This is a genomic window from Dysgonomonas termitidis (genome assembly GCF_042654545.1).
Lineage (GTDB): Bacteria > Bacteroidota > Bacteroidia > Bacteroidales > Dysgonomonadaceae > Dysgonomonas > Dysgonomonas termitidis.
Map to the genome: position 1 here is coordinate 41,024 of NZ_JBHSGN010000004.1, position 24,738 is coordinate 65,761.

General features: G+C 39.1%; 16 protein-coding genes. 4 read left to right on the forward strand and 12 right to left on the reverse strand.

All coding sequences use genetic code 11. The features are described from left to right. Positions 1-219 precede the first annotated feature (219 nt). The gene (locus ACFO6W_RS00555; RefSeq protein WP_379993355.1) at positions 220-642 is read left to right on the forward strand and encodes a Fur family transcriptional regulator; all 423 of its coding nucleotides are present in this window, start codon (positions 220-222) and stop codon (positions 640-642) included. Between the two features lie 46 nt (positions 643-688). Then, positions 689-2,647 (forward strand): heavy metal translocating P-type ATPase, encoded by a 1,959-nt coding sequence (locus ACFO6W_RS00560; RefSeq protein ID WP_379993356.1) that lies wholly within the window; start codon positions 689-691, stop codon positions 2,645-2,647. 94 nt (positions 2,648-2,741) lie between these two features. Here the strand turns inward: ACFO6W_RS00560 and ACFO6W_RS00565 are convergent, their stop codons facing one another. From ACFO6W_RS00565 to ACFO6W_RS00585, 5 genes are all read right to left on the reverse strand, one after another. Next, on the reverse strand, positions 2,742-3,641 hold the full coding sequence (locus ACFO6W_RS00565; protein ID WP_379993357.1) for a BT_3987 domain-containing protein: 900 nt from the start codon (positions 3,639-3,641) through the stop codon (positions 2,742-2,744). Positions 3,642-3,658: 17 nt separating this feature from the next. Beyond that, on the reverse strand, positions 3,659-5,641 hold the full coding sequence (locus ACFO6W_RS00570; protein ID WP_379993358.1) for a RagB/SusD family nutrient uptake outer membrane protein: 1,983 nt from the start codon (positions 5,639-5,641) through the stop codon (positions 3,659-3,661). A gap of 15 nt (positions 5,642-5,656) precedes the next feature. Continuing rightward, positions 5,657-8,755 (reverse strand): SusC/RagA family TonB-linked outer membrane protein, encoded by a 3,099-nt coding sequence (locus ACFO6W_RS00575; protein ID WP_379993359.1) that lies wholly within the window; start codon positions 8,753-8,755, stop codon positions 5,657-5,659. 18 nt (positions 8,756-8,773) lie between these two features. Continuing rightward, positions 8,774-10,045 carry an IPT/TIG domain-containing protein gene (locus tag ACFO6W_RS00580; RefSeq protein ID WP_379993360.1) on the reverse strand — a complete coding sequence of 424 codons (1,272 nt, stop codon included), beginning with the start codon at positions 10,043-10,045 and terminating at the stop codon, positions 8,774-8,776. Positions 10,046-10,368: 323 nt separating this feature from the next. Further along, positions 10,369-10,599 (reverse strand): hypothetical protein, encoded by a 231-nt coding sequence (locus ACFO6W_RS00585; RefSeq protein ID WP_379993361.1) that lies wholly within the window; start codon positions 10,597-10,599, stop codon positions 10,369-10,371. A gap of 270 nt (positions 10,600-10,869) precedes the next feature. Here ACFO6W_RS00585 and ACFO6W_RS00590 point away from each other — a divergent pair, with 270 nt between their 5' ends. Together ACFO6W_RS00590 and ACFO6W_RS00595 are read left to right on the forward strand one after the other, a co-directional pair. Further along, positions 10,870-10,995, forward strand: a complete 126-nt coding sequence (locus ACFO6W_RS00590) for a hypothetical protein (protein ID WP_379993362.1) — start codon at positions 10,870-10,872, stop codon at positions 10,993-10,995. Between the two features lie 92 nt (positions 10,996-11,087). Then, the gene (locus ACFO6W_RS00595) at positions 11,088-12,722 is read left to right on the forward strand and encodes a hypothetical protein (RefSeq protein ID WP_379993363.1); all 1,635 of its coding nucleotides are present in this window, start codon (positions 11,088-11,090) and stop codon (positions 12,720-12,722) included. Positions 12,723-12,765: 43 nt separating this feature from the next. Here the strand turns inward: ACFO6W_RS00595 and ACFO6W_RS00600 are convergent, their stop codons facing one another. The 7 genes from ACFO6W_RS00600 to ACFO6W_RS00630 form a co-directional block, all read right to left on the reverse strand. Then, a complete protein-coding gene (locus ACFO6W_RS00600) occupies positions 12,766-15,510 on the reverse strand; it encodes a hybrid sensor histidine kinase/response regulator transcription factor (RefSeq protein ID WP_379993364.1) in 2,745 nt (914 codons plus the stop codon). An 86-nt stretch (positions 15,511-15,596) separates the two neighbouring features. Further along, on the reverse strand, positions 15,597-16,484 hold the full coding sequence (locus tag ACFO6W_RS00605) for a carbohydrate kinase family protein (RefSeq protein ID WP_379993365.1): 888 nt from the start codon (positions 16,482-16,484) through the stop codon (positions 15,597-15,599). Between the two features lie 27 nt (positions 16,485-16,511). Further along, positions 16,512-17,675, reverse strand: a complete 1,164-nt coding sequence (locus ACFO6W_RS00610) for an MFS transporter (protein ID WP_291112036.1) — start codon at positions 17,673-17,675, stop codon at positions 16,512-16,514. A 12-nt stretch (positions 17,676-17,687) separates the two neighbouring features. Beyond that, complete coding sequence (locus ACFO6W_RS00615) at positions 17,688-19,904, reverse strand: glycoside hydrolase family 32 protein (protein ID WP_379993366.1); 2,217 nt, start codon at positions 19,902-19,904, stop codon at positions 17,688-17,690. A gap of 49 nt (positions 19,905-19,953) precedes the next feature. Beyond that, positions 19,954-21,543 (reverse strand): glycoside hydrolase domain-containing protein, encoded by a 1,590-nt coding sequence (locus ACFO6W_RS00620; RefSeq protein WP_379993367.1) that lies wholly within the window; start codon positions 21,541-21,543, stop codon positions 19,954-19,956. A 12-nt stretch (positions 21,544-21,555) separates the two neighbouring features. Then, positions 21,556-22,959, reverse strand: coding sequence for a DUF4960 domain-containing protein (locus tag ACFO6W_RS00625; RefSeq protein WP_379993368.1), 1,404 nt, complete (start codon positions 22,957-22,959; stop codon positions 21,556-21,558). A 27-nt stretch (positions 22,960-22,986) separates the two neighbouring features. Beyond that, positions 22,987-24,720 carry a RagB/SusD family nutrient uptake outer membrane protein gene (locus ACFO6W_RS00630; protein WP_379993369.1) on the reverse strand — a complete coding sequence of 578 codons (1,734 nt, stop codon included), beginning with the start codon at positions 24,718-24,720 and terminating at the stop codon, positions 22,987-22,989. Positions 24,721-24,738 lie beyond the last annotated feature (18 nt).

The window sequence follows — 24,738 nt, forward strand, 5'->3', positions numbered from 1 at the left end:
CGATACTGTTTACTGATGACTGTTTACTGTTTACTGAAATAAGTGTTACTTTTGTTACCTTTTATGCCTCTCTTCATTTGCAATATTTTGGAAATAACCCCATAGAAACAAATCCATCTTACTTACAGGCACAAATATGAATGAAAAATATATTAATTGATTGATTTCCGCCACATTATTAGTAATAACATCGTAGATTTGCAATAAAAAGACAAAAAGATGAGTAACTCTTACATACAATTACTGGAAGAACGGGACATTAAAGCGACAGCCATACGGATATTGGTGTTAAAAGCAATGTTTGAATTCAATAGAGCTTTCAATTTGCCGGATTTAGAGATCAAACTCGATACTGTCGATAAATCGAGTATATCCCGCACTATTCATTTATTCCATGAACACCAGTTGATCCATAGCTTCGATGACGGCTCGGGGTCAATAAAATATTCGATCTGCAGTAGGGATTGCCATTGCAGTATGGAGGATTTGCATGCACATTTTTATTGCAATTACTGTAAGAAGGCTTTTTGTCTGAAAAACATATCGGTACCTAAGTTCGAGTTGTCCCCGATTATGCAGGTCGAGAGCGTCAACCTCGTTATAAAAGGCTATTGCGGTCAGTGCAGCAAGTTTGCAACTTAGTTGCATTATTTAGTCCGTATCTTTGCCTTATATAAAAAGTAAAGCTATGGATGAAAATAAAGAATATACTTGTACATGCTGTAATTCACAGATAGAAGAATCATACAAAAATCCTGCCCAAAGCAGGAAAGTCTATATCCCTGCAGGCATAAGCCTGTTTATGCTTCTGACAGGGATAGCGATGGATAATTTTCTGGCAGAAGTTTTCAATTCATATTTCCGGCTGGCGTGGTATATATTGGCATATATACCTGTCGCTTATCCGGTTTTTAGGGAAGCAGTGGAAACGATTAGGCAAAAGGAGGTTTTCACCGAATTTACCCTGATGATTATTGCCACATCAGGTGCATTTTTCATAGGGGAATATCCCGAAGGTGTGGCAGTAATGTTATTTTATTCTATCGGTGAATTATTTCAGAATTCGGCAGTAAACAAAGCAAAAAGAAGTATAAAGGCTCTTCTCGATGTGCGGCCCGATAAAGCGAACGTTGAAAGAAACGGTAATTATATAGCTGTTTCACCCGAAGAAGTAACAATAGGAGAAACAATACAGGTAAAAGCAGGGGAAAAAGTGCCGTTGGACGGAACAATGATCTCCGGCTCAGGCATCTTCAACACATCTGCCCTTACAGGAGAAAGTAAACCGAAGGTAATACGGGAAGGAGAAGCAGTCCTTGCGGGGATGCTTAATATGGATAAAGTAATCCGTATCGAAGTAACTAAAAAATATGAAGACAGCTCTTTATCACGTATTTTGGAGATGGTACAGGAAGCGACTTCGAGAAAAGCCAGGACAGAACTTCTCATCCGCCGGTTTGCCAAAGTATATACTCCGGTAATATTCCTGTTAGCAGTATTGATCACGGTGATACCATACTTTTTGGTTAATGGCTATATATTTCAGGATTGGCTGTACAGGGCATTGGTCTTCCTTGTTATATCCTGTCCGTGTGCGTTGGTCATTTCTATTCCGCTGGGCTATTTCGGAGGTATTGGCGCGGCATCCAAAGCAGGTATCCTTTTCAAGGGCGCGAATTATCTCGACCTGATGACGAAAGTCAATACCGTTGTTATGGATAAGACAGGTACACTGACAAAAGGTGTTTTTAAGGTTCAGGATGTAGTAGCCGGCGCAGGATTCACGAAAGAAGAATTTATTGGCCATGTATCAGCATTGGAAAAAATGTCTAATCACCCGATAGCTAAAGCTATAGTAGATTCCGATGCAGATAAAAATAATATTTATACCGCAACCGATGTACATGAAATATCAGGTCAGGGTTTGACGGGAAAAGTAAATGGGAATGAAGTAATGGCCGGGAATGCGAAGATGATGCAGAACAACCATATAAGCTATGATAAGTCAGTCGATTCCATTCCTGAAACTACTGTCATTGTTGCTATAAATAATGTATATGCAGGCTACATCATTATTGCCGACGAAGTAAAGGAAGATGCGGCCCGGGCTGTAAAGGACATGCATGCAAATGGTATCGGTAAGGTTGTAATGCTAAGTGGCGATAAATCTTCTATTGCAGAAAATATAGCATCTCATCTGGGTATCGATAAAGCATCTGGTGACTTATTACCTGAAGATAAAGTAAGGCATCTGGAAGAACTGAAAGCGAATAATAGCAATGTTATCGCTTTTGTGGGCGATGGTATAAACGATACTCCTTCTCTTGCACTGAGTGATGTGGGTATTGCGATGGGCGGGATGGGCAGCGATGCCGCTATCGAAGTAGCAGACGTTATCATACAAACCGACCAGCCTTCCAAGGTTGCAACAGCCATCAGGATAGCCGGATCGACAAAAAAAATAGTATATCAGAATATAATGCTGGCATTTTCTATCAAGCTGACCGTGCTTGTATTAGGCGGTTTCGGGTTGGCTAATATGTGGGAAGCTGTTTTTGCCGATGTGGGAGTCTCACTCTTAGCTATATTGAACGCGGTGAGGATATTGAAAATGAAGTTTGACATATCCCATTCTGATTCGCTTTAACACCGTTTTTGCTTCACTTTATATGAACGGGACATAACAGAAGAGGCAGGATTACCCTGCCTCTTCTCATCTTACCAAGTAAACCTATTACTATCTATTTCACTAACCTACCTTGTATACGAAATGTTGTGGAACCATCTTTATAATCATACCAATATGTAAATGTACCATCTTTGTATGTACATTCACCGGGGTTTACTATATCCAGTTGATTCCAGGGTGCAACAATAAAAGTCTGCCCTTCCCCTTTTTTAAGAGTAACACAATATTTGTTTATACCATTAAAATAGTCTTCATTAGTACTATATCCTGACCTGATTTCGGCTTTGGCCTCATTAAAGAAACGAACTGTATTCTGATCTACAGCTGTCAATGTTCTTGTTGCGCTTATAGTTGTCGGCAATGTCAACTCCACTTCGCCTGAGGCATTAGTAACAACCGTATATCTTACCAGGTCGGCTTGATAAGAACCAGAATAATCATTCACCATTTTGAGATTCATTACAAGAACTGTATCTTCTCCGTTTTTCTGGAATTCACTCACCGATACTATCTTAAATGTCAAAGCATATAATGAGTCGCAATGCAATCCGCCGGTATTGATTGTAAATGGTAGCCGGCTATATACCTCCCCACTTTTTATAGTTGTTGTCATTGATGGTATATTATAATGTGCAGCGTCCAGTTTCTGATATTTAACGGGAGCATCAATCATATATTTTTTATTGTACCAGTCGATTGTCTCATCATTATGTTCCAAGTTAACGACTACATCTTTATCAATATTGAGAGAACCTCCTGTAGCAACAGAGACATATGCCTGAGTAGCTTCCGATTTATAATATACATCGAATTGAGAAACAATCTGCGCAGCCCCAACTATATACACTTGTTTAAAATACTGCTCTTCATCCATAGGATTATCTTCGCATGAAGACATCAATAATGAGAAAAAAGACAGTAAAACTAAAATATTAATTATCGTTATTTTCATAGCTTTCCAATTTATAATTACCATTCAGGATTTTGAGTTAATTTCGAGTTCTTATTTAGAACAGATTTTGGTATCGGACAAAAATAATTTTTATATGCAAATGAACGCCGGGTAAGCTTATCCGATAAAGTAGTCACTGTATAGAATGCTTTTCTATCACTTCTCTTTGCCTTCACATTCATCCCTCTGATAGGGCGATTATAAGCATCCATGGCATCTTGTCCCCAACGCCTCAAATCATGATAACGACGGCCTTCACACATAAATTCCAATCGGCGCTCCCGTTTAATTAAATCCCGCATTTCAGACTGGCTGGAAGCATCCGCAATTGATATTCCCGGAAGTCCGGCTCTATACCTTATTTGATTAAAAGCGCTCCTTATCTCCGAAACATCGCGGCTTACGGTTATACCAGAAGCATCATCAGTATATGGCTGGTTAAGTTCATTTAAAGCTTCTGCATAATTCAACAATATCTCTGCATATCTGAAAATAGGAAATGCTTTTTCCCGTACTGTAGCTTTAAGATTATCTTCTGAATGAATATATTTCTTACACGTATATCCTGTTCTGTTATAGTCGTCCGGATAATTCTGACTAGGTTGCGCATTCCCGTCAGCATAATATGTTACTTCAGAGTTTTTCAGACTGCTATCAGATCCCGTGTACGATGTTCCTGGCCATAAAGTATGACAGAATCCGACAGATGCATAAAATCTGACTTCCCTATTATCATACATCTTGGCAGTATTACCCATTAGCTGATACCCGGAAAATGCATAACCGGTCCCAATAGCTTCATAAGCAGTCGCCGAAGAAGGATAAGGGTACTCGACGGTCGATTCAGATATATCAGAACCATCTTTCATGTAATAAGCATCTATCACGTCCTGGGTCAGGTTCAGTCCATTACCCCCTCCTAAAAAAGTAGGAGCAGCGATCCACATTGGTGAATCTCCTGTACGGCTGGGTACACATGAATATATAAACTCATCATTTAGTAATCTGGGTACCTCCCCGTTAAATATATAAGAATATGATCTGAACGGATCTATATTCCCCGCACCATTTGGGAAATCTGCAGCAGATACGTTTGCGGGAAGAGATGGTGTATCTGCTTCTTTAGGAGTCGTATACAGCTTATAAATATTCATATTCATAATTCGCTTTGCTGCCACAGCCGCTTTTCCCCACTTCGAATTATCCTCTGTCTGATTTATAAAATGATTTCCATCTGTTCTTGTCCAATCAGCATAAAATTTATTGCCATTATACCACGGGCTGGCAGCGTATAGCAATACTCGTGACATTGTAGCCAAGGCAGCGCCTTTAGATGGAATATTTATATCCGCTGAAGCTTCTCTTTTTTCGGGTAAATACTCATATGCCGATTCCATATTTTTGCAGATATAATCGACACATTGATCGTAAGTGGCACGTTCCAATGACATAGCTTCAACATCTGAATCCACAGGGAACGCCTGATCGGGAACGATTGGCACAGGACCATATTGGAGTAACAATAAGTAATAATAATATGCCCTGAGAAAATAACACCGTCCAATATAATCACGCCTGTCTATATCAGAGATATCCGGCACCTCATTTATCCGCTCTAAAACAATATTTGCTTTACGTATTCCGGAATAGTACCGGGGCCAATTATTAAAATACGAGTTAAACGGCGTAATTTCATCCAGTAAATATTTTATACCTGCATGGCGGTCATCATTCCACGAAGTAAAGTTTTCATCTGATGCTCCTTGAAAAGGATTGGGCGAACTGGTCCATAGGTTACCCTCATTAGGCAGATACGATGCAGCTCCACGAATGTACTGGTCGACCAAATCCTGCCTCTGAAATATAGAATCTAACTGGGTCATATTATTAAAATAGCTATCAACATCCAGATAGTCATCACAGGAAATGAAACCCCAGGAAAGAATAAAGACAACGAAAGCCAGTATAGCCTTATATATATTGTATTTTATTTTTTTCATAATCTTAGTTATTTATTAGAATGTTAAGAACAACTGAACCGTATATAATCTTTGCAAAGGATATACCCCTCCATTAGCAGAGGCTTGCCCCGGATCCCATAGCTTGACCTTGTCCCAAACATGCAGATTATCGCCAATGAGACTTAATGTCGCAGTATTCAATCCAAATCTTTTGAGCCATGTAGGGGCAACAGTATATGACACCTCTACATTTTTCAATCTTACATAACGGCCATCGGCTAACCAAAACGTAGAATTCCTGTTATTATTCTTATTCTCGCCATACGTCAAGCGAGGGAAACGCGCATTTGGATTTTCCGTATCCTTTGTTCCTGAATAGGAAGCAGGAGTCCATCTGTTCGATTGATCCGAAGCAATTGTGAGTAAGTTACCCCGCGACTCCCAGGCAAAAGGGTAATAGCCTGTACCTCCATAAAAATATTCTACTTTTCCCACACCTTCTATTAAAGCGCTAACCCGAAGATTTTTCCAGTTAAATTCCAAACCTAACCCATATTGAATCTGAGGTACATTGGAATATGACAAAGGAACTATATCATCGTCATTGATAACTCCATCACCATTAACATCTTTATATTTTATGTCTCCGGGAAGCACATTATCCATAAATGTTTGCTTAGGACTACTCTTTACATCATCTTCATCTTGGAAAAGGCCTAAAGCGATCAGTCCTCTCTGAACTCCATACGGAACACCTGTATATGACTGATAAGGATAGTTTACGCCGGATTGCTCCCAATATTCGACTTTATTCTTTGCAAAAGTTAAGTTACCTCTCATAGTGAAACTCATATCTGGGTTGATAGGCTGAGTATATTCCAGGGTACCATCTACCCCCCAGGATTTCATAGAGCCTATATTCGTAAATGGCAATACAGATGACATCCCCGCTTCATCTGGAATATTTTCTCTCTGCTGAAATATACCGGTTGTTTTCGTCCTAAAAAAGTCAGTAACCAGATTAAACCGGTCATTATAAAACTTGGCATCAATACCTATATTCAGTTTCTTTGAAGTTTCCCATTCCAAATCCGGAGCACCAATCTGAGTTTCTCCAATACCGGTACCACCCCATGTTCCGGACCCGATATTATTAACAAGAGTCAGGTAAGGAAACCGTCTCGATGCAATTCTGTCATTTCCGACTTCGCCATATGAAGCCCTGAATTTCATGAAATTAATAAATGGCACATTTTTCCTGAACAAATCATATTGAGAAGGTACCCAGCCTACAGCTATGGATGGGAACAGTCCATAACGACTCCCTTTATTAAAGTTCTCAGAACCCGTATAACCTAAGTTACCCTCCAGCAGATATGTATCCACAAATGAATAAGTAGCCCGGCCCGAAAGAGCCTGATAGCGGCGTGGTATAGGTGCTAAATCTATATTATAACCATTGTTCTGGGCATCAAGGGTCCAATATGTATTTTTTTCTTCCTGTCTGTAAAAATGCACTAAACCCGTAATACGATGCTTTTTATCGAACAGCCTATTGTAGTTTGCTGTCGTTTCGAAGTAGAACATTCTATCCGAAGACGACCCCTGACTCGTTTTCAAGTCATTCTTTGTCACTTTTCTCTCTGTCCTTAAACTACCGTCAGAATTTCTTCCATTTTTAGGATCGGCATAATATAGATCCGGATTCATAGTCCTTGTAATAGAATGGGCTCCATTTGTTGCTAATGAGAACATAGCAGCGACAGACAAACCTTCCGTCAACATGCCCAGGTCTTGTTGAAGCCTGATATTCGTTTTAGCAGAATATGTTTCATTTGCTGCATATCCTGTATAATTCAATCTAACGTAAGGAGACATCTCATCCTGATTTTGGCCATATGCAGGCAATTGTCCATTAGAGTATTTTACAGGTAATAATGTAGGAGGTAAATTAGCCTGGGCTGACCATAAGGCCTGATTATTAGAGCCATCTCCGGGCGCATTTCTGGATATGAATACTGTCTCCAGATTGAGTGATAATTCTGTTGTTCTGGTTAAATTCGCATCAATATTTGCTCTGAAATTATACTTATGATAATCTACATTCGTATTTCTTGTTGAGGCAGACTTATCCTGTTTAAATACGGCCTCGCTATTCAGGATACCCAAACTCATATAATAACGGGACTTTTCGCCCCCCCCCGAAATACTCAAATGATGCTGGTTATTCCATACATGATCTTTTAGAATTACATCGCGCCAATTGACATTAGGATATAAGTCAGGATCGAGTTGAGTCCTGAATAATTCCAGCTCTGTCTGAGTATATATAGGAAGATTTCCTCTTACAGCGCGAGCTTCATTTGCCATAGACGCGTAAGTATATGCATCAGCATATTCCGGCATACGGGGTGAATACGAATAAGTAGCATTGGTCTTGAAATTAATCTGCAATTTTCCGGCCTTACCTCTTTTTGTGGTAACAACCACAACCCCATTTGCGCCACGCGTACCGTATACGGCTGTAGAAGATGCATCTTTTAAGACGGAAAAACTTTCTATATCCGCAGGGTCAAGAGTATTTATATCTCCCTCTATTCCATCGATCAGCACTAAAGCCGATTGACTGGCTCCAAATGTACTGATACCACGTATCCAGAATTCGGAGAAGTTACTGCCTGGTTCTCCGCTTCTTGTTACTGATATTATACCGGGTACACGTCCGCCCAGCATATTGCTAACCGAAACAGCTGGCACCTGCAAATCCTTAGTATCTACTGTAGTAACGGCTCCAACTACCGAAATCTTTCGTTGAGCACCGCGACCGGTAACGACTACTTCATCAAATTCATTTATTTTTTGTTTAAGAGCGATCTGTTCTCTCTCTTTAGATGACGTATATTGAATTTCCTTCGTTTCGTAACCTATATAAGAATAAACTAAAGTTGTATTTACCGGAAGGCCATTCAGTCGAAACCTCCCATCTACATCCGTAGCTGTTCCTATAGTCGCATTACCTTTTACTGATATGGCAACCCCAATTAATTCCAGTCCGGCCTCGTCTATTATAGTACCGGCTACATTTATAGTATTCTGTGCCGAGAGATTAAAAAATAAACAAAGTGCTATTAATATTAAATATATTTTTTTCATAATCATGATTTTGATCTATTATTCAACTGCATATTTACGCACACACATCCCCCAACCTTCTACAATCCAGAAATTACCCTGTCCGTCATTAGCGATATCGTACGGATAATTGAAAATCGATTCTTTAGGATTACCGTCCAGATTTCCTCCTTTATTGACAATTCCGGCTATTGTGGAAACGTATCCATCGATTATTGATATTTTTCTAATCACATGCCCACCATGGCCTTCTACTACGTAAATATTGCCATCTTCATCTACCGTCATCCCATTAGGTTGAGCAAATTTGCATTCATCCAGATAACCATCCAGAACAGCATTTCCGTTAAATCCTGCAAAAGCCGTAACGGTTTGTCCATCTTTACTTATCTTATATATCCCATAAGCCGCCTGAGCCGACCAATAGAAACAATCTTCAACCGGACTATATATTAAGTAGCTAACACTGGAACTCCCATCCCTCACTTTTTCATTGAGTATCTGTAATTCCTGATTACCAATATTAAATCTTCCAAACTTACCATTTGCGTCACAGAAGTATAACCACTGTTCCGTATCATCTAATGCCAATGCCCTCACTTCTCCGGCAACAATAGTTCCCAACTGGCCTATTCGGCTGGGACTCCATCCCGAATCTTTTGTATACATATAAATTGTATGAGGTTGTGTCTGCCCGGTTGCATAAACCCTTGTCTTACTTTTATTCACTGCGGGCTTACCTGCCTGAAAACCATTTTGTACAGTAATTACTGTATTATCAGGAACTGACACATACCGCACAGAAGGGTCATCCCGATGAAAGACAAGCATTGATTCATTATCTAATGCACCTACTCCCTGCAGATAATCGAAACGGGCATCTGTTAAACTACCGTCTATTTTACCTTTAATAGCAGGACTCCCGGCAACAGTGGATACATTTTCGGCTATTGTGTAATGGAAAGTTTTGCTTGTAGTAATATCTTTCTCATTTACCACAACTTTGATATAATTATCTCCTGCATTTTGGCGGGGAGCCAGACAATAAATTGTATTATTATCCACACCCACAACCGTTGCTTTACGCTCAGTAAGCTCATCTTTAAAAAAGACCTGGACATTGGATTTATTACTCCCAAAATTTGATCCTTTTATTATTACTTTTTCCCGGATACGCCCCGAATCGGGCATAAACGTCGTAACTTCTACAGGAATATTGGGATTATAATCCACATTCCCCGAAGACTTATTATCATCACCACAAGCTATGAGCAGAGTGAGACATAAGATGCAAAAAAATAGGTTTTTCATAATAACTTATTTGTTTTAATTGAGAAATTGATTTAGAATGAAGCAAGTTTATATCAACAGCCTGTTCATCCTACTATAGCTATAGTATTTTTAGATTTATCGAGAGCATTATCTTGTCATCATGGAAAAAGACAAGACTATTTGAAAATTAAAACAAGGCAATAATTTATCGTATGTATCTGATATGATTAATTATATATTATAAGAGCAAGGATATTCATTCATAGTTTCAGATTAGATTTTTCGGAATTAAAAAATCCCCTACTCCAGACTTTACATCTGGAGTAGGGGATTAAATAGACAATAAGAGTAATAAGTTAATATTACCCTGCCAGTATTATAATTTTGGTTATTTTTGCAAATTCTCTCTCTCTCTCTCTCTCTCTCTCTCTCTCTCTCTCTCTCTCTCTCTCTCTCTCTCTCTCTCTCTCTCTCTCTCTCTCTCTCTCTCTCTCTCTCTCTCTCTCTCTCTCTAATAAAATAGAGTTAAGCACCAAATTTTCAACCGAAAAAGTGCCATTTAAATATGTTATATTTTTGTGTGTATTATGCATTAAATATTAGTTATATTTTAAATATTAGATTTTTATGTTCTTTTAAGTTTTTACGAAACATATAGATTAGAACTGGGTTATACATCACAAAATTCGTAAAAGATCAACAAACTAATAAGGGTGATTTCATTCAAAAAGGATGAAATTTAGACCGAAACAGCCACTTTCTCTATTTAATCAAAGAAATACCAAACAGTTTTTCCCTAGGGAATTAAAAGAGTATAAACAGAAGGGGTCGATGCTTATTTACCGGCTACTGAAACTGCATTTGTGACGGATGATAAGGGATTTATTAATGGAGTTCGCAAACGTGCACTAATTCCCGGAGACCAGATGCTTACTGCGACCAATCCGGACGAATTTAAACAGCATCCGGGATATAGTAATCAAAATTAACCGGAAATACGAAATATAATACTAATTTTAGATTACGAACCGGAAAAAGAAAAGCTACCGGTTGTAATTTTAATCTACCTTAATTTAAGTCGATGAAAAAAAACTTTTTTACTAAAGCTGTTGTAATAATAGCTACCGTCTATTTAATTATAATTCCATCGAAAATATATGGAGAAGAAAATTCGGGAATAAGAGAATATCCTGAAGCCTCAAAGGAAGAAAAAATTAATGAGAACCCGCCATATTCTATATCCGATTTACATTTTAAACGGATAGCAGCTACACGGAATGTTTATAATATGGGGCTTTTAATGAACGAACTTTCATTGAATTACAATATTTTTGAAGGAAACACGAATCTATATCCCAAACAGGCTGTCAGAGGAAATGCCTCGTTAAAACATATCGGACAGGAAGTAAAAATTACAAATAATTCAGCCCAGGTTTCGGAAGACTATATCCAAATTGGTAATTTCTATCCTTATGCAACTTACGATTTGGAATTTAATGGAAAATCCGGAAAATTTATCTATAAATTCGGTGATGACAAAAATTCACTGAAACTTATCTTTTCCATTAGCGGAAAAACATTGAATATCAGCAAGGTAGAAACGCTCAACAAAAAAGAAGGACAAGAAATCCACCTAACCGCAATCACAGATATAACGGACGATAGTTTCAATATCCGCCTGCAATTCTCGGGTGCATTCGGCCATGATTATCAGATATATATATCTACTTATTATAATGGACATACGACTTATAAATATAGTGTTCCCCTATCAATAAATACGACCCATATAGCAGAGATAGAAAACTATAAATGGCATGTCGGGGCAGAAACAAAAACCGGACAGGAGATCGGTATCAACAAAGCTAAATGTTGGTATGGCAATGGCTTCGGGCAAGCAGATCCCCATCCGGTTAATTTTGAAGACGGAAGTCCGGTTATTAAAGACGGCAAGCTGTTTTTTTCCGTATCCTTTCGCAGTGCCGATATATTAGGTATATTAAGCCTGAATATAAACACTATGGAATGGAAATGCGAGGGTATTGTTCTATATGAATTAGATGGGAAGATATGTAATTATATCGCATCTACCATTATTTATCAGCGGGATAAGCGCATATGGAGCCTGTTCACTCCGGCTCATGGCGGCGAACACGTCATTTATTATGGTGAATCTAATAAGAATCCCCTCTTTGGATTGACGCATGTCAGATTATCTATGTTAGACTATAATGAGGTAAAAGGAGACGAAGATATAAGTGTATTCTATGATAAAGATGCTGATATGTGGTATGCCGCGTATGCCAAACTTATCAATGGGCATTACAGTATTTCATTGTGTAAATCCGGATCGGTAAGTGGCAAATATGAAGAAATAGCAAATACAGGGAATGAGCCCTTTAATGTCACCGGGATTAATATACAGAAAATCGGAGGAAAAAGATATGTCTTATGTGGCAGTGACAAAGGCTATCTGATATTTTCATTTCCGAAATTAGAGTTCCTGGGTAAGTTTAATGTGGATTTTGAAGATGGAGGCTACCGCGGCTGGGGAACAGTAGTTCCGTTTCCTGACGGCATCGGCACTAAATATCTCTGGCTTACATTCGACAGGGGGAAGGGTAATGGAGGATATAATTGGTCGTATGGAGGATTATACTTATATCGTTCGGCCGAAAGGAATGAAGGTTATGAGTATCCATTGACTGATTTTTAGGATAATTCTATTTCCACACCTCGATGAAACCTGAACTCATCTATTACATCTGTTCGAGATATTCGGTCGGGCTTTCACCATAAATATCTTTAAAACATTTGGCAAAATAGGATGGTGAAGAGAATCCGGCCTCATATGCCACTTCGGATATCGATTTAACTTTACTGTTCAGCAACCGTTTTGCGTATTTAAGCCTTACTATTCTGATTAACTCGTTAGGGGAATAGTTTGTTAAAGATTTTATCTTCCGATAGAGTTGCGAACGGGAAAGCTTGAGATGATCAGCCAGTTCGTCTACATTTAATTCCGGATTGGAAATATATTCTTCAACATAAGCCTGAAAATCATTGATAAAGTTTTGTTCCATCTCTCCCAACGATTCTTTCTTTGTGTCGTTTATCAGGCTGTTACCAAAAGCCTCCTTTATTTTCTGACGGTTCTCTATCAATTTACGCACCCGTATTTTCAACAGATGTGCATTGAACGGTTTGGGTATATAAGCATCCGCGCCACTTTCGAAGCCTATCAATTTTTGTTCATCTAGCGAACAGGCAGTCAACAAGATAATAGGTATGTGGTTGGTCGATACATTCTCTTTTAACAAACTACATAGCTCAAATCCATCTTTTCCGGGCATCATTACATCACTGATAATAATATCAGGAATAAATTTCTTTGCTTTACTAAGCCCATCGACTCCGTTATCTGCCGTTATGATAGTATATTCTTTGTTGAGTATGTGCTGAATGAATTTACACATATCGTAATTATCCTCTACAACCAGCACCACAGGCTTATCTTCATTTTCAGAAGCTGTTAGTTGTAATTCCGTCCCAATCTCATCGGTCTCTGACTCGAGCCTGGATTCTGTATATCCCGAAACATATGAATCGGACATCACCGGATTGTCCGAAACAAGAGGCAACAAGACACAAAATGCAGTCCCCGTATTTTCGTCGCTCCATACATCTATTTTCCCTTTATGTGCCTCTACAAGCGCAGCAGTCAATGAAAGTCCTATACCTGTACCCTCGCTACCCTGATCTACCTTATAAAAACGATCGAAGACATTTTTCAATATTTCGGGCGGTATATATGATCCACTATTAAATACTGATAATTCGGCAAAATCCCCTCTTTCCAGATTCTTCTTTTTTAACTTGACCTTAACTTCTCCTGATATATTTACAAACTTCAATGCATTTGATATAAGATTAAAGTATATTTTTTCTACTTTTTCTTTATCAAAAACCATATCGAATGAAGTACCATCTGTCGAAAAAGAGAAGTTCACTCGTTTACGCTTAATCCATTCACTGAATAATGGATTTACATCTTCTATAAATTCTTTCAGGTTCCCTTCCGAAAAATGCATATTCATTTTGCCATTTTCATAGCTCCTAAACTCAATAATTTCAGAAATGAGATACAATAGACGGTTGCTATTTTTCTTAACCAGGGTAAGTAGTTCATGTTGCTCCTTCGTCAGATATCCGTCGGTAAGCAAAGATTCTACAGGTCCCAGTATGAGAGACAAAGGTGTCTTGAATTCATGTGAAATATTAGTAAAAAAAACTAATTTGGCATGCGTCGCTTCTTCCAACTGTTTCGATATAGCCAGCAACTGCTCTTTCTGCTCCCTGAGTTCTTCTGCCTGACGTTTTATTTCTTCATTTTGATGAGCAAGCAGCCGGTTCGCTTTACTTTTCGCCCGGTAAGCTTTAAATGAAACGAGCAAAAAGAAGGAAATAAGAACAATGGCTATAATAGAAATATAAAATAACGTTTTCTGATTGGTATACCTTACCAAGCTATCGTTTAATGAAGAATTTATAGAATCTATCTTCAACTGCTGTTCGGCTATTTGTTCGGTCTGCAACTGCAATACCCGCACGTTGCTCTTATCAACAACAGTAGTGTACAATGTATTTTCCCTGTCAAATGGTTGATTTTTCAATATCTTCATTGCCAGATCAATAACCTTATCTCCTCCCGTAGGATAAATGAAAGATGCGTCCTGAACATTATTCTGGATATTCTGTATTCCTCCGCCTTCACCGGATAGGGCATCAACCCCAATAATAAATGGAGTCTTACCGGTATATTTCCGGGATGCTTCGTATACACCTGCAGCCATCGGATCATTCATAGCAAACACGAGGTCTATATGTTCATATTCGCGCAATATATAGCTCATCTGAAGTTTAGCTTCCTCTTTCAGAAAATTCCCACGAGCCTCGGCAATAATCTGTATTTCAGGGTAATTCTTTAGTCCATCAACAAATCCTGCATGACGCTCAGCGTCGGAAGTAGAGCCATTCCATCCTCTCATCTCAACTACGTTTCCTCTTCCATTGAGTATACCTGCAGCATAAAGCCCGACTTCTTTGCCAATCTGATAATTATCGGCACCTACATAAGCTGTATAATCCTCTGTATCTATTCTTCGATCGACTAATATAACAGGGATACCGCTTTTATAGGCTTTTTGTATTACCGGCATCAGGGCTTTCGATTCATTCGGTGATATAATCAGGAGATTTACACTTTGTTCTATTAACCATTCAATATCTTCTATCTGCTTTTGTGTGTCATCTTTTACGCTCCGGATGATGATATTTGCATCCTTATGAAATCCGATTTCGCGTTGCATCTCATTATTCATCGTTTCACGCCACAGATCATCGCTACACTGCGATATACCTATGGTATAACGTACATCCTTGTCTTGCTTACAGGACAGAAAGAACAACAAAGCGATAAAACAAAGCAAAACTTTAATTTTCATGGCATCAAATTTAGAACAAAGTAATAAAAGTACAAAAAGCACTATTATGTTTAAATGGTGCTTTTTCAACAATATATGATAAGAGATCAGCCTCTGTTGTGGAACAGGTCTAAATAAGCATCGGCCAGTTTCGGCATTGCTCCATGTTGTAAACAGACGTAGGCCGAGACTTCTACTGCTAATTGATGGGCATCCTCGATCCGCTCTCCATGCAAATATGCCGCAACAAAAGCCGCCGTAAAAGAGTCTCCGGCACCAACAGTATCCGCTACATGGACTTTTGGTGTAGGCTGATATGATGTCTGGCGGGCAGTAAATACGAAGCTGCCTTCAGTTCCTTTTGTCAAGATAAGAATATTAAGATTATACTCATCGAGAAGCCTTTTACAGATATCCTGTTCCTCTTCATTCCAACCGAAAAGGGCCGCGATTTTAATAACCTCTTCATCATTAATCTTCATCATGTTAGCCATTTGCAATGATTCTTCTATGATCTCTCTGGTGTAATAATCTAAGCGTAAGTTGATATCGAATATCTTCAGACTGTCTTCGGGCATAGCAGCCAGAAACTTGCGGATAGTCTCACGTGAAACAGCACTTCGTTGGGCTAAGGAGCCAAAACATACAGTCTGCGTATTTTTTGCCAGATTCTCGGTACGGGCCGTAAATGGAATATTATCCCAAGCTACGTTTTCACAAATCTCATATTGCGGTACGCCCGATTTATTAAGCGTAACTTGTACCGTTCCGGTTGGATAGTCGGTTTTTTCTACCAGATAGTTGAGTTTTTTCTCTTCCAAACTTGATAAAATCTCTTTGCCCAGAAGATCTTCACCAATAGCACTGACCGCATATCCATTAAATCCGAACTGAGATACATGATAAGCAAAATTAGCGGGTGCTCCTCCCAAAACTTTACGTTCAGGGAATACATCCCAAAGGATTTCACCTAATCCTACTACAATATTTTTCATTTTGTCTATTATTTTTTCAATTTCACATTATGCAACTGTTATACTCCCTTTTAGCTTAAACGATATAAACAACAGGTAAACAACACCTATACTCATTACAGCCAACGCCCCTATCTGTGATGACAGCATGTCGGTAGCCAACCCCATGAAGAACGGGAAAACAGTTCCTCCGAAAAGTCCCATAATCATAAGTCCCGATGCCTCATTTTTCTTATCAGGATTTTGGAGTAAGGCTTGAGAGAAGATTATAGGGAAAATGTTTGAATTACCGAAGCCGATCAAAGCTATCGCAATATATAATGCAATCTTATTATCGAAAGTAAAAAATACCAGCATTGACAAGATCATACAAATGACACTTATCCCAAAGAATTTTTTAGGTGAAAAACGGGCTAATATAAATGCTCCACTAAAGCACCCTATTGTACGGAACAGAAAATAGACACTCGTCGAGTAAGTTGCATCCTGAAGAGTTATTCCCAGACGTTCCATTAATATCTTAGGAGCTGTTACATTAATACCTACATCAATACCCACATGGCACATTATTCCCAGAAAACAAAGTAATATAAATTTATTACCCAGCAAGGCAAAACACTCCTTAAATGATGCATTCTTACTATCTTCCTTTTCTTCATATATAGACGTGAATCCGAGCCAAAGGATCGCAATAACAGCTATTACCATGAATAAAGGGAATAGTAAGCGCCAATTCTCGAACATAAGTGCAGCCCGGGCCATTATGATAGGTGCTATAAAAGAAGCAATCGCCTTTATGAATTGTCCGAAAGTAAGGGAACTTGCCAGTTTATCTCCCTTTACGATGCTCGACAGCAATGGATTTAATGAAACCTGCATCAATGTATTACCAATCCCCAATAAGGAGAAAGATATGAGCATAGAGATGTATGAATAACTGATAACAGGTATAAGTAATGATGTTGCTGTTATAATGAGACTCAGAATTACAGTTCTACGCCGGCCTATTTTACCCATTAATACTCCGGTAGGTACCGAAAAAAGCAAAAACCAGAAAAAAACCATCGATGGAAAAATATTCGCTTCGGTATCGGTCAGCACCAGGTCTGCCTTTACATAATTAGATGCAGCACCTACCAGATCTACAAAGCCCATACAGAAGAAAGCCAGCATCACAGGCAATAGGCTTACGTATATACTTTTTTGTTTCATTTCAGATTATTATTATTTTAAATTATAGATATTCATATCTTCTATCTCAATTGTTTCCCCATCAGTTGCGAATACCAGTGAGTTGTACGGCTCGGTAGGAAAAACAAGATTCGTTTGCACCAACTCTCCGTCATTAACAAATAATTCGGTAGAAGCTTTATCAACAAACAGTCTTATTTTATAATAATCTTTGGCAACCAACGGTGCATTAATAAGGGCCGTAGCAAAATTATTGGAGAAATCAATCAGGCCGCTTTTCGCCCGGTCAACAGAAAGGGTATTTTTCTTCAGGTCGAATATGAAACGAATGTTTTCTCCTTTTATATTTACCAATTTAAACTCAAAACGATCCACTCCTTTCGGTTTTACTGAAAATTCAATCTCATAAGCTCCTTGGTTGTCTTTCAATAATTTCTCAAGGGTATATGTCTTGTTCACTTGTTTCTTTCCAATCTTTTCACCGTTTCTTCTTAGGTCTGCCATTTCTGCAATAGGAGGACTAGCCACCACTAAATGCTTACCGTTGTGTACCAGTTTCAATTCACGTACTAATGTGTTAGCGCTCGAAAAGTTTAGCGAAGGAACAGAATTTGCATAATCCCAGTTGTTCATCCACCCTATAAACAAGTGACGTCCATCTTTTGCCGGAACATTATTCCATGTTACTCCTGCGTAATTGTCCCGTCCATAATCGAGCCATAAAGGATAGCTGAGATTATCGGCCCTGAATGTTTTACCATCGAAGCTGCCTATGAAATACTGGGTAGCGCTGCCTCCATTAGGCCCTCCGGGGTTGATGCTTACAAACAATACCCATTTCGTTTGTCCATTATATGTCAAAGGGAGCAGATCAGGGCATTCCCACACCCCTGCATGCGAACCTGTACCTTCTCCAAATTCGCTCAGTTTATTCCATTCTTTGAGATTTTTCGAACCATAAAATGTTATCGTTTGCGATGTGGCTAAAGACATTACCCACTGCCCCGAAGCATCATGCCAAAAAACTTTCGGATCGCGAAAATCTGCAATATCAGGATCGGCCAATACAGGATTATGACCATATTTGGTGAATGTACGCCCCTTATCCGTACTATATGCTATAGATTGTGTCTGGGACTTTCCGGCTGAAGTATATATAGCCACCATTGCGTCTTTACCGAAACCTGCTGTATTATCCTTATCAATAACAGCGCTGCCTGAAAAGATTGAACCGAGCGAATCGGGAGCTAAAGCAACCGGCAGGTATTCCCACTTTTTAAGATCTTTACTCACGCTATGTCCCCAGTGCATATTTGCCCACTTCGATCCATATGGGTTATACTGGAAAAACAGATGATATTCGCCATCGAAATAAACCATGCCATTAGGGTCGTTCATCCACCCGTACAGTGGAGTATGATGATATAATGGACGATATGTTTCATCATAATTAAAATTAAAAGAATCAGATTGCTTAATATCATTCAAATGCTTATCTGTCTTTTTCGCATGGGCAAAAGTCAATGTTACTTTTTTCCCTTTATATTTCTCAATATCTATGGGAACCCAATAACTTATTTTCTCTGTCTGGGCAACTCTTATGTACATTGGTACGCCTATGGTTGTACCCTCGACCCCAAGTGTTATCAGAGACTCGGGACTGTCGTCGTCGATAGGGACAAGGATATATTTCTTGTCGGCATCAAAGGTTAATTCATAATCGACCATAAATACACTTTTTTCCGTATTGCTTTGTTCTATTTGGTCTACCAGTATATGTCCCCATCCACCGCGCTGATTATCAACAATGCGGATAATCGCTTTTTGTCCGGTATATTCTTTCACATTCCATGTCATCCATTGCAATGTTTCGGTTTCTACAACAGAACGCGATCTATGAATACTTTTATTATTTATAACTAATTCGATATAAGTGTCCTGATTCATTCCTCCACCTAGCAGGAAATTGATATAATCACGCTCAATAGTGAATTCTTGTGAAATAAGAGTTCCGCGGGAATCGTCTCCTCCGTTAAAACTATTAGCCAGGAACTTCCCTTTAAAGCCTTCTACATTCTGTTGCCCGGCATAATTTCCTGTGGCAGGTGTTGCACCGAAAGCATCGCCTTCGACTGTCCACTTATTATAAGTGCCGGATTCAAAATCTTCTATAATAATATCTGATTTTGTGGCACAACCAACAAGACTGAGGGCTAAAAGACCACCACAAATTTTTAATTTATTATTCATTTATATCCTATTTTGAAAGGTTTTACTTCAAACAAAGTTTCATGTTCAATTAATAATAACTGACTTTAAGATCGCTCACTTCGACAGTTCCTGAATAACTGTTTATAGACCATAGATTCTTTTGTATCCCATAAATACGATTTGTATAAGCAACATTATCATTGATATATACTACACAAACCGAATTATCTGTACAGATAGTCACATTATACACATTATCAGCGGGAGTATCAAACAGGTAACCGTCTATCCCGGCAATGAAACCTTTCCCTGCCACACCTTCCTCTTCAAAGTTTATTTTTCTCTTATTGTTATTATCTTCCGGATTCACGACAATTGTATAGTATTTTTCTGAATCTGTACCACGAACAAAAGAAAGACCGAATTTGTCAGCATTACTTGCCGTTTTCACTGTAAATGAAATTTTATTATGCACATTCAACCGGTTGAAAAGCGCATACGAATTGCCGGTCAGAGTATAACTTCCGCTGTTTTCAGATACACCTTCACTCTTTTCCATTACTTTCACAACGGATTCGACATTATATTTCCGGCTAATACCTTCTACCAGCCCAAAAGATATTGTACCATCTTGATGTTGAACAATTTTATGGGCAACTAAATTTCCTGCCCATTCCGGTTCATTATCGGCGCCAACATCCGTATTGTCATTGCCCGGACGTGTCGGACACCATCCCCAGATATAACGGTTTGTTCCGTCCGAGGCTGTTTTTCCGGCATAGAAAGCCCGAGAATCTAAAACTCCTTCTTTGCTGTCAGGGAAGGCAAGAGGATCTGACGATTTTCTCAACTCATCCAATGTGCGCCCTTTAAAATACTGAACTTTACGGGACCATTTGGACATATCCGAATAAATGAGATACCACCAGTCACCCATTTTAAATACATCGGGACACTCATAAAAACGATCCCAGTGCATAGGCATAAATATATCTGCATGCTTCCAGTCTTTCATATCAGTGGATGTGTACTCGGCCAATACGCCTCTTCCATCTTTGGTGGTGGATACCAGCATATGGTATTTTCCGTCTTCCCCTTCAAATACAAACGGGTCACGAAAATCGTTCTTGCTATAACCATCGGTATCACCTTTCAAATAGAAATTACGGTCTTTTGTCCAGGTCGTAAAGTCACTGGAGGTCGCTACCATTACGACCTGACCATTTTCCGAAGAAGTAGGCCTATATTTATTGCCTGTATAGAAAGTGTAGTACAATTTATCCGCAGCATTATAAATAGTGCTGCCTGTGCCAATCGCAGCATCCTGTTTAGCCAATCCACCACAAGAAATTAGTTCACCTAAAGCAATGTAATTACCTGCATCTTTAGTACTTAATGCCCAAATCGGATGGTAAGTCCCTGCCTGATTAGGACGGAATTCTTGTAAATACATTATCTTAAAATCCTTTGCAACCGGATCATAGAACGGCATCGGGTCTCCTACATAACCTGCATAAGGCTTATAATAAGTATCAAAACTTTTCGCATCAGTAGATTTAAAATAAGTAGCTGTTCCATTCCAGTCTTTCTGGGTCAATACAGGATCATTGTTGTCACTACAGCCTGCAAAAGAAGTCAGCAAGGCAGCCAAAGTAAGTGAATATATCATTGTTTTCATAGATTATATCTTTTATTTACTCATTAAATAGTTAATTGCATTCTCAGTCATCCGGGCTACGTTTCCATGGTATTTATCCGCCGAAACATCTACCCCAAAAGCATACCAGTCATAACATCCCGAACCGATACAGACAATACCTCCCTTGGTATCTGCCGGTAAGTATTCCCATGCTACGACAGCACCATCGCCACCATAACCTAAGTCAACTCCACCGGTTTTTTGTCTCCATATCTCGTTATTAGCATAGCCTCCCCAGTCAGAACCTATATGCCATTGTGCTGTACTATTCGTAATTCTGTATCCGGTATCGCATGTATATACATTACTTGTTTCACCGTTCACCATTACCAGATTCTGATAAAGCGGATGGTCTTCATGTCCTTTCATCGAGAAACTCCATGGGCCACCAGTAATTTCCCCCGTTTCTTCCGACTGTCCCCAGCAGTTGTTAGGATTATTGCCATCCAGAGTCGCTCCTATTTTTGCACCATAGAAAGTTGCATAGCGGGTGAGTAATAAGTTCATCCCATTATTATATAATTCTTTCATCTTAACCAAAGCGTTGACCGCAGCAGGAGCTGCCGCATCAAATTTGGTCATTGTATCAATTCCTCCATCAATATGCAGATGCCACCACATTATCTTACATTCGCTCAAGTCCACTCTACCGGCTTGTACATCTTCAAAAGAGATATATTGCGAATTTGCAATATTATTGAGCATCCAGGTAGCTGCCTCTTTTTCTTCAGCATTCAGCAAATCGATTGATGCAGCTAAACCGACATATACAGCACTTGGTGCATCCGTAGGGATGACTGTTACGGTATAAACTGCTGATGCTGTATTATATGTTACGGTAAAATCAACAGGATCGGTAAAATCAGCAGCCAGTCCTGATGCCGGTGTTACAACAGCTCCGTCAGAAGTAGTTATTACCGGGACTAAATTCTTTACATCAACCGAGCCAGGAACACGTACTGTAATACTGCGTTTTGTATGGTCGATAACTCCGGCATATACATCATTCAACTTGAATGTAAGAATCTTCGCCTCATCATGCTTAATATTCACAGTATAGTCCATAAAAACATCGCTATTGGTGATTTTTATAACCTGAGGAAAAGAGAAATTCAGGACATCGCCTATCTTTACAGATGCTTTTGCACCATCGGAGAATTCGATAGCAGTAACAGTCATGGCATCCGTATCATATACTTCGGGAACCCCCACTGTTATCGTTTTCGCAGTACGGTCTATTACTCCCGAATAATTGTCATCCAGAGTAAAAGAAGAAATCCATGTATCTCCATCCAACTGAAGATCCGATTTATTATCATCACTACATCCTGAAGCAACAAATACGATTGCACTTGCCAGAATAAACAAACTTATTTTATCTATTATCGTTTTCATATATTCGCGATTATAAAAAGATTACTATTACCATCCACCTATGTTCTGAGTATATTTTCCATTACTGGCACTCATTTGAGCAAATGGGATAGGGAGATATTCATTTTTATTCTTTGTAAATGAAGCGTTGGAATAGATAGTACAGTCATTAGCCTCTTGCGCAAAAAACTTGTTCAACACTTCAGCCGCTTCTCCCCATCTAACTAAATCGAAGAAACGCTCTGATTCGAGAGCCATCTCTACACGGCGTTCGAACTTCAATAAATTAAGAGCTTCCTGTTGTGAATAAGATCCCGTATAAGTTTGAATATTGAAATGGACACCATATTCCGTTTCATAATCTGAAACCATCGCAGTACTCTGTTTGGCACGGCTGCGGATCTGATTTATCAGGCTGATGGCTTCATTTATACGGCCATCGTTTAGCTGGATCAAAGCTTCGGCACGCATCAATAATACATCAGCATAGCGCAACACGATACGATTCATAGGCGAACCCCACCATGAGCCCTTAATCAAATAATCGCCATCAGGATCAACGTTATGTTTCAATGTCACATAGTAGCCATAAAGCCCGTTACTACGACTCCATGTGGTAGACTCATCCATCATATAATTTTTGTTGAACTCGTAAGGGAATCCCGGCATACCCACAGTCAGGAACAAACGGGGATCTGCATAATCTGATTGAGGATCGTAATCCTTATTGTTGAATGAATCAAATAAAGGGTAACCATTATTATCTGTTCTGAATGCGTTTACCAAGTTCTGGCTTGGTTTGTAAAAGTCACAGCCTCCGTCAGTTACTCCCGGAATATTGGGAACAATCAAACCATAAGACCAATTACAATTACCATTGTTAGTACCGTCATTCATTGAATATTGCATTGCCCATAGGGATTCCGGGCCATTTTCGTATTGGGGTTCGGGACGGAAATTGTTGTGGAAATCCGAAGCCAGCGCATAACCACCTGCCGACATAATACTGTTTTCTGTATATTTTACTACCTGCAACAGATCTTCTGTTCTGATGCCTGTCACTTCGTGACTTTTAGCGGTGTCCTGATGGTATGCCTTATATAAATAAGTCTTTGCCAGATATGCAGCTGCCGCAGCTTTAGTAGGACGTCCCTTATCAGATTGTTTGACAGGAAGGTTATCATAAGCAAATTGGAAATCATCAGCAATCACCTGCCAACCTTCATCATTTGTATAAGCCGTATTAGAAAGAAAGTTATATTCTTCCGGCGACAAACCGGCATCGTTAGCAAACACAATATTTTTGTATAGGCGTTTCAGCAAGAAATGACCATGCCCCCGTAAAAAACGCATTTCGGCAATACGTTGCTGTTTCAGTGAATAAGTGTTTCCATCAACTTGCTCGAGCAACTGTAGGGCTGTATTTACACGTGATATGCAATTGTACAAACGTTGCCACATATCACTGATATTCCAGGCAGTAGTCATGATTCCCTGCGAAACATCCAATGCATGAAATACATCGCCATCTTCCGTTCCGTTACCTCCTTTATAGGCATCGTCGGAACGTACATCATAGTTCCACATAGAGAAAGAAGAATTGATATCTTCGGCGGTAATCCATACCGCATAAGCTGATATAACCAGGTTATCAATATACGCGGGGTCCTTAAGTTGTTCATCACTGATAGTTCCCTGAGGCACCTGATCCTCCAGAAAACCGGAGCAACCGCTATATATAAGTGAAAGTCCTAGAATTGCTGTATATATTATTTTTTTCATAAGAGACTGATTTATTTT